Below are 7,239 nucleotides of genomic sequence, written 5' to 3'. Positions count from 1 at the left end.
GGGGCCCGGCTCCTGTCTTTCGTCCCCGCACTCAACGGGGGCGGGTGAGGGCTTCCGTCAGTTCTGCCGTCACCGTGGCCGTCAGCTCCTCGAGCTCGGCGGCCGTCGGCGGCGTCGAGTCGCGGGCGTAGCGCTCGTCCTCGGCGGCGTCGGCCAGGGCGGTGAGCCGTTCGGCGACGTCGTCGGGCAGGGGTGTGCCCGTCCTGGCGCGCACCTGGTCGGCGATCACCTCCGGCGCACGCCGCAGCGTGACCGACGGGCCGAGCCGTACCTCCCGCTCGGCGAGCAGCGCCAGGACGCGGGCCCAGGCCCGCTCGGGGTCGAGCTCCTCGACCTCCGTCCGACGGCGCAGCAGCAGCCACGCGGCACCCCCGAGCACCCCGAGGGCGAGGATGACCGCGACCACCCAGGCCCAGCCGGGCAGGGTCTGGTCGGACATCTGGCTGCCGGACGACGTGTCATTCGTGGCGCCCGCCTCGGACTGGTCCGGCCGCTGGGTCGGCTGCTGCGGGGGCACCTCGTTGGCGCGCGACGGCGTGGGCGAGGCGCTGGGTGCGGTGCCCGTGCCGGGGTTCGCGTACGAGGGCAGCGGGCCGGTCTGGACCTGCGGCGTCGGCTCGAAGCGGACCCAGCCGACGGACGGGAAGTAGATCTCGGGCCAGGCGTGCGAGTCCTGGCCGGTGACCCGGTAGCTGCCGTCGCCGTCGGGCCGCCCGGGCAGCCAGCCGACGCCGATCCGGGCCGGGATGCCGAGGCTGCGGGCCATCACCATCATCGAGAGGGCGTACTGCGTGCAGTACCCCTCCTTGTTCTGCAGGAAGTCCCAGACGGTGTCCGACGAACCCCGGTAGTCGGCGTCCGGGTTGTAGACGAACCCGGCGCCCGAGCGCAGGTGGTTCTGGAGCGCGACCGCCGCGTCGAACCGGGTGGGCGCGTCCCCGGCGACCTCCTGGGCGTAGGCGGCGATGTCGTCCCGGTGCTCGGTGTCCGGCACCTCCGTGTAGCCGGCCGACCGGGGATCGCCCGACATGGGCGCGGCCCGCAGCAGCTCGGGGGTCAGTCCGCGCTCGACGATCTCGACGGTGTACGGCGCGCCCTGCTCGGTGCCCTCGCCGCTGCGCACCTCGTCCCGCAGCGGGTCGTAGGCCCAGTCGCCCTGGACGTCCACGGTGCGGGGCTCGAGCGGCAGCGGCAGCTCCGCGCCGTCGAGCTGCCCGATCCGCAGGTCCATCCGGAGGCGCTCACCGTCGGCGCCCTCGCCGGGCGGCGCGAGGACCGTCGACGGGTCGAACTCGGCCAGGCCGCCGGTGGGCACGTTCCGGTTGGTCTGGACGCCGTCGAAGGCCGTCAGCGTCATGACGCGCAGGGGGCCGGCCGGCTCGCCCTCGGCCATCGTGTACGTCAGCACGGTGTTCGAGGACCGGGCGCTCAGGGGCTGGCGCATGTCCAGCTCGGAGGACAGCTCCACCGTGTCGGACGGCGTGGAGATGAGCTGGTTCCACGTCCCGGCCAGCGCCGGCAGGGCTGCCATGCCGGACGCGACGCCGAGCGAGGTGGCGGCGACCGCCACGGACGTGACGGCCGTGATCCCGGAGCGGAACCGCTGCGCCCGGCGCACTGCCGCGGAGTCGGCGTCGCTACGCCGGCCCGGGGTCAGCCCCACCGGGTCGACGGTGAGCAGCAGGAGCATCGCGGTGACGCTGATGACGAAGACCTGCCACTGCACGTCGCCGATGAGGGTCAGCGACGGCGTCCACAGGAGCAGCAGCGGCACCCCGGCGAAGCCCGGCATGCGGGCGCCGGCGAGGGAGTCCACCACGAGCAGCACCAGCAGGGTGCCGCCGACGGCGACCATGCTGATGGCCGGGCCGGGGTCCACGGGCGCCACCTGCGTGCTCATCAGCTCGGTGGCCTGGCGGAACCGTTCGAGGGCCTGCTCCACGGAGTCGGGCCCCACGAAGGGCTCGAACCGCTGGCCCGGTCCGCCGTAGCGGGCCAGGACGAACCAGACGGCGACCAGGAGGCCCGCCGTCGTCGCGAAGAACGAGGCGCTGCCGGCCGCACGGTCGGCGGCCCGGTCCGCGCTCGGCCCCTGGCCCGCCGCCCGGCGGGCGGCGGCCCGGTCGACGGCGTTGCGCAGCAGCAGGTACCGCACCACGCAGGTGGTGGCCGAGACGAGGACGACGCCGGTGGTGCCGGCCGTGAGCCAGGGCCCGGGGTCGATGACGAGCGTGAGCGCGTGCATGGACGCGATCACGGCGATCGCGACGAGCACGCCGGACGCGACGGTGCGGACCAGCGGGCCGCGGTGGGCGGGGATCATGGCGCACGCTCCGCGAGGAGGGCCCAGGCGCGCTCCGGGTCGGTGCGGGCCTCGCAGGTGCTGACGTGCCAGCCGGAGGCGCGCAGCTCGGCGGCCGTCTGGTCCAGCTCGTGCTGGAACCCGGCGCCGCGCGGCGCCACCAGCAGCCCCCAGCAGGTGCCCTCGGCGCCGAGCGCGGCGAGGTCGTGCCGCGCGTCGGGTGCCTGCGGGCCGAGCACCGCCACGACGATCTCGCCCGGGGCGCGGGCGAGCCGGAGCGCCCGCGCGGTGGTGCTCGTCGCGTGCTGCCCCTCCGACGCGCCGCGGTGCCCGCGGATGTCGACGCAGGCGTCCAGCAGGGCGGACCGGCTGGCGCGGGTGATGGCGAAGCGGACGCCGTCCACGCTGGGCGCCACGCTGGTGGTCACCAGGCGGGACGGGTGGCCGGCGTCGAGGAACGAGGTGGCGATCGACGCGGCGAGCTCGACGGCCCACTCGCCGTCGTCCACCGCGGCCGGACGGCGCAGGCTCCCGGACTCCTGCCAGTGGGGCAGCAGCGAGCGGTCGAGCAGGACGGTCACGGGGCGCACCCCGGCGCTCTCGTCGGCGCGGACCATGAGCTGGCCGCGGCGTGCGGCGCTCGCCCAGTGGACGCGGCGCGGGTCGTCGCCCGCGACGTACTCCCGCAGCACGGAGTCGTCGCTGGACTGCAGGCGCGCGCCCGTGGCGGAGTGGTCGACGTCGCCGACCGACCGGGTGCGCACGGCGAGCTCGACGGTACGCGGCCACACGGGGACGTGCGTGGCGCTGCCGAGGGGCTGGGTGGCGCGGACCAGGCCGAACACGTCGGTCCGGGTGGTCAGCAGCGGGCCGAGCGACCAGCGCCCGCGCCGCATCGGCGTGAGCGAGTAGTGCACGGTGATCCGGTCGGCCCGCGCGGAGACCCGGGCGCGGATGCCCTGGTGCCCGGCGAGCTCGTGCGCCGCCTGCTCGGACAGGCGCAGGCGGGACAGCCGCTCGTACGCCGCGCCGGAGGCCTGGTGCGCGGCGACCAGGAGGCTCACGTCCGCCGTCCGGTCGCGCACCACGGGGTTGGGCGCGACGGACCGCGTCACGTGCAGGGCGCCCCGGCCGGACTCCAGCCGCTGGGTGCCGATCACCAGCCAGGCCACGCCCACGGCGATGAGCGCCGCGGCGCCCAGGCCGACCAGGTCGGGCAGGGTGAGGACCAGCCCGAGCGGGATCAGCACACCGCCGACGCAGGCAGCGCCGATGCCGCGGGGGGTGAGCCGGACCCGGCTGATCCGTGCGAGCGTGTCACGCCACTTCATGACCGTGCCGCCCCGGCCGCTCAGAACTGGCGCCGGTCGGCGGGCTCGAGCGCCGGCACCGGTGTGCGCTGCACGATCTCGTCGACGAGCGTCTCGGGGGTCACACCGCCGAGGCGCGCCTCGGTGGTGAGGATGAGCCGGTGGACCAGCACGGGCCGGGCGAGCCGCTGGATGTCGTCGGGCAGCACGTGGTCGCGGCCCGCCATGGCGGCGATGGCCTTGGCGGCGCGCAGGAGCTGGAGGGAGGCGCGCGGCGAGGCGCCCAGCCGCAGGCCCGGGTGCTCACGCGTGGCGCCGACGAGGCCCACGACGTAGCGCTTGACCGAGGGGGACGCGTACAGCGACCGCACGAGCGCGGAGAACCGCAGCAGCGTGTGCCCGTCGGTCACGGCCTCCAGGTGCGCCAGCGGCGTGCTGGCCTCCTGGCGGTCGAGCATGAGCATCTCGGCGTCGATGTCCGGGTACCCCACGGTGATGCGGGCCATGAAGCGGTCCCGCTGCGCCTCGGGCAGCGGGTAGGTGCCCTCCATCTCCACCGGGTTCTGGGTGGCGACCACGAGGAACGGCCGGGGGAGCTGGTGGGTGGTGCCGTCGACCGTGGTCTGGCCCTCCTCCATGCACTCCAGCAGTGCGGACTGGGTCTTGGGCGAGGCGCGGTTGATCTCGTCGCCGATCACGATGTTGCTGAACACCGGGCCCGGCCGGAACTCGAACTCGTGGCTGCCGGTGCGGAAGATGTTGACGCCCGTGAGGTCGCTCGGCAGCAGGTCGGGCGTGAACTGGATGCGGCCCACGTGGCAGTCGATGCTGCGCGCGACGGCCTTGGCGAGGGTGGTCTTGCCGACGCCGGGCACGTCCTCGACGAGCAGGTGGCCCTCGGCCAGCAGGACGGCGAGGGTGATGTCGGCCAGGCCGGGCCGGCCCGTCACGACGGACTCCACGGCGCCCCGGACGCGGGCCATGGTCTCCACGAGCTCGTCGAGCGCAGCTGGTCCGGGCTCTCCCTGCGGAGCGGGCGCTCCGCCGAACCGAGGATCCGTGAGGCCAGACGTGGCGCGTTCCGTGTGCACTGGGGGACCTCCATCGGGCCGGGAGTCAGGCCGGTTTCTTGCGCGTGTACGCGCTGTTCGGAAGCCAGGGCGACTGTCGCTCGCCCGGCTGGACCAGCCTAGTAGAGATGTAAAGCACTCTGTTGTGTGCATCACGCGGTCTTCACACATCCCTGGGCTTGTTTCGCCCTGGTGAAACGACGTCTCGCCGGGCGGGGGACCCGCACGAGACTGCGGACCGGAGGCACCTACCGGGACATTCCACGCCACGCCGGACATGAATTTACTCCACCTGCTCTTTACCTCTTTGACCTGCGCATTGAGGGCGGGTGGGCAGTTCTCCCCATGGTTTTTCCGAGTGCGGTGGTGGAAAGTGGAGTAGCGTGGAGTATGCGGGAGCGGAAGGAGGTGTCGGCCCATGACTGCGATGGCAGAAGGTTTCGCAGGTCTGGGTCTGCTCCTCGGCACGTACACCCCGAAGCTCGACGAGAAGGGGCGCCTGATCCTTCCCGCCAAGTTCCGGGGGCGACTGTCCGGCGGTCTGGTGATGACCAAAGGGCAGGAGCGGTGCCTCTTTCTTCTTCCGATGGACGAGTTCCAGCAGATCTACACCCAGATCCGGCAGGCGCCGGTGACGAGCAAGGCAGCACGGGACTACACGCGAAACTTCCTGGCGGGAGCGAGTGACGAGGTCCCGGACAAGCAGGGCCGGGTCTCCATCCCGACGCACCTGCGGGCGTACGCCGGTCTCGACCGCGATGTGGTCGTGATCGGGGTGGGAACCCGCGTGGAGGTGTGGGATGCGCAGGCGTGGGCCACATATCAGGAACAGACCGAACCCGACTACATCGATCAAGCCGAGGAGATCTTCCCCGGGCTGAGCTTCTAGGCAGGGCGAGGGGACGGCCGTACGGCCAGGCCTCCTCCCGCAGGATCCGGCGCACTTCCCCGCCGCCGGAACCGTGCGGAGGGAGACCTGACCGGACGGCGGTACCGGCACCACCAGTACGACGCAGGACAGCACCACGCAGGAGGGAGACACCGATGAACGCGACCGACGACCGCCCCGGCACCGGCAGTGACGCCGCCGACCGCCACCTCCCGGTGCTGCTCCAGCGCTGCGTGGACCTGCTGGCCCCCGCGCTCGCCGAGCCCGGCTCGGTCCTGGTGGACTGCACGCTCGGCATGGGCGGCCACACGGAGGCCGTGCTCGAGCAGCTCCCGTCAGCCCGCGTCATCGGCATCGACCGCGACCCCCAGGCCCTCGCCCTCGCGGGCGAGCGGCTGGCCCGGTTCGGCGACCGGTTCACGCCGGTGCACGCGGTGTACGACGAGATCACCGAGGTGGTCGACGCGCACGCCGGCGGCGCCGTGCAGGGCGTGCTCATGGACCTCGGGGTGTCCTCGCTGCAGCTCGACGAGACCGACCGCGGTTTCGCCTACGCGCAGGACGCCCCGCTCGACATGCGCATGGACTCCACCCAGGAGCTGACGGCGGCCGTCGTGCTCAACACGTACGACGAGCGCGACCTCGCGCGGATCCTGCGGGAGTACGGCGAGGAGCGCTTCGCGGGCAAGATCGCGCGGGCGATCGTCCGGCGTCGGGCCGAGCGGGAGTGGGACCGCAGCGGGGAGCTCGTCGACCTGCTGCGCGCCGTCATCCCCGCCGCGACCCGCAAGACGGGCGGCCACCCGGGCAAGCGCACCTTCCAGGCGCTGCGCATCGAGGTGAACGGTGAGCTCGAGGTGCTCGAGCGGGCCGTACCCGCCGCGATCGAGGCGCTCGCGGTGGACGGCCGCATCGTCGTGGAGTCGTACCAGTCGCTCGAGGACCGGATCGTCAAGCGGGCCATCGCGCAGGGCACCACGTCGTCGGCCCCGCCCGGGCTGCCCGTCGAGCCCGAGACCCACCGGCCCTATCTCGAGGCGCTCACCCGGGGCGCGGAGGAGGCCGACGCCGAGGAGCTGGAGCGCAACCCGCGCTCGGCGTCGGTCCGGCTGCGCGCCGCACGGCGCGTGCGCCCCACGCCCGAGCACCTGCTGAACCGCACCAACAGGCACCACACAGCGAAGGAGGACCGCCGATGAGTGCAACCAACGCCGCGACGGCCCGCGCAGTCCGTCCGGCCGAGCTGCCCCGCACCCGCAGGGCACCGCTGACCGCGATCTCCGGGGGCGCCGCGCAGCGTGGCCGCCGCCTGGACGTGGTCCGCGCGCCGCTGCACGCGAAGAGCCGGGTGCCCTTCTTCGTGCTGTGCGCCACCCTGATGGTCGGTTCCCTCGTGGCGGTGCTGGTGCTCAACACCACGCTCGCGCGGGGCTCCTACGAGATGTCGCAGCTCCAGGGCGACGTCGCGCAGACCGCGCAGGACGTCCAGGTGCTGCAGGAGGACCTGAGCGCCGCCCACACGGACCTCCCGGACAAGGCCCGCAGCCTCGGCATGGTGCCGGCGGAGAACCCGACCATGGTCAGTGTCCGTACCGGCAAGGTGGTGAAGGGCACGGACCAGTGACGGGTCCGACCTCGGGCTCGGGCCGGCAGCGCACCCCGTCGGGG

The 7,239-nt window shown here is 73.6% G+C and carries 6 protein-coding genes; 3 read left to right on the top strand and 3 right to left on the bottom strand.

What is annotated here, in order from left to right; translation table 11 throughout:
• Nucleotides 1-31: 31 nt before the first annotated feature.
• The 3 genes from ACFWEJ_RS25220 to ACFWEJ_RS25210 are packed head-to-tail and all read right to left on the bottom strand — an operon-like array spanning nucleotide 32 to nucleotide 4,703.
• Complete coding sequence (locus tag ACFWEJ_RS25220) at nucleotides 32-2,323, bottom strand: transglutaminaseTgpA domain-containing protein (RefSeq protein ID WP_377231920.1); 2,292 nt, start codon at nucleotides 2,321-2,323, stop codon at nucleotides 32-34.
• Nucleotides 2,320-3,633 (bottom strand): DUF58 domain-containing protein, encoded by a 1,314-nt coding sequence (locus ACFWEJ_RS25215; protein ID WP_377231919.1) that lies wholly within the window; start codon nucleotides 3,631-3,633, stop codon nucleotides 2,320-2,322. The genes ACFWEJ_RS25220 and ACFWEJ_RS25215 overlap by 4 nt, the downstream gene beginning before the upstream one ends.
• Before the next feature lie 20 nt (nucleotides 3,634-3,653).
• Complete coding sequence (locus tag ACFWEJ_RS25210) at nucleotides 3,654-4,703, bottom strand: AAA family ATPase (RefSeq protein ID WP_377231918.1); 1,050 nt, start codon at nucleotides 4,701-4,703, stop codon at nucleotides 3,654-3,656.
• Nucleotides 4,704-5,100: 397 nt separating this feature from the next.
• Here ACFWEJ_RS25210 and mraZ point away from each other — a divergent pair, with 397 nt between their 5' ends.
• The 3 genes from mraZ (at nucleotide 5,101) to ACFWEJ_RS25195 (ending at nucleotide 7,195) form a co-directional block, all read left to right on the top strand.
• On the top strand, nucleotides 5,101-5,571 hold the full coding sequence (gene mraZ / locus ACFWEJ_RS25205) for a division/cell wall cluster transcriptional repressor MraZ (RefSeq protein WP_357484605.1): 471 nt from the start codon (nucleotides 5,101-5,103) through the stop codon (nucleotides 5,569-5,571).
• Nucleotides 5,572-5,726: 155 nt separating this feature from the next.
• Nucleotides 5,727-6,770, top strand: a complete 1,044-nt coding sequence (gene rsmH, locus ACFWEJ_RS25200) for a 16S rRNA (cytosine(1402)-N(4))-methyltransferase RsmH (RefSeq protein ID WP_377231917.1) — start codon at nucleotides 5,727-5,729, stop codon at nucleotides 6,768-6,770.
• Nucleotides 6,767-7,195 carry a hypothetical protein gene (locus tag ACFWEJ_RS25195; protein ID WP_377231916.1) on the top strand — a complete coding sequence of 143 codons (429 nt, stop codon included), beginning with the start codon at nucleotides 6,767-6,769 and terminating at the stop codon, nucleotides 7,193-7,195. The genes rsmH and ACFWEJ_RS25195 overlap by 4 nt, the downstream gene beginning before the upstream one ends.
• The last annotated feature ends 44 nt before the right edge of the window (nucleotides 7,196-7,239 follow it).

The sequence above is a fragment of the Promicromonospora sp. NPDC060204 genome, assembly GCF_042728455.1.
GTDB lineage: Bacteria > Actinomycetota > Actinomycetes > Actinomycetales > Cellulomonadaceae > Promicromonospora.
This window is presented reverse-complemented; position numbering and strand designations above follow the sequence as displayed.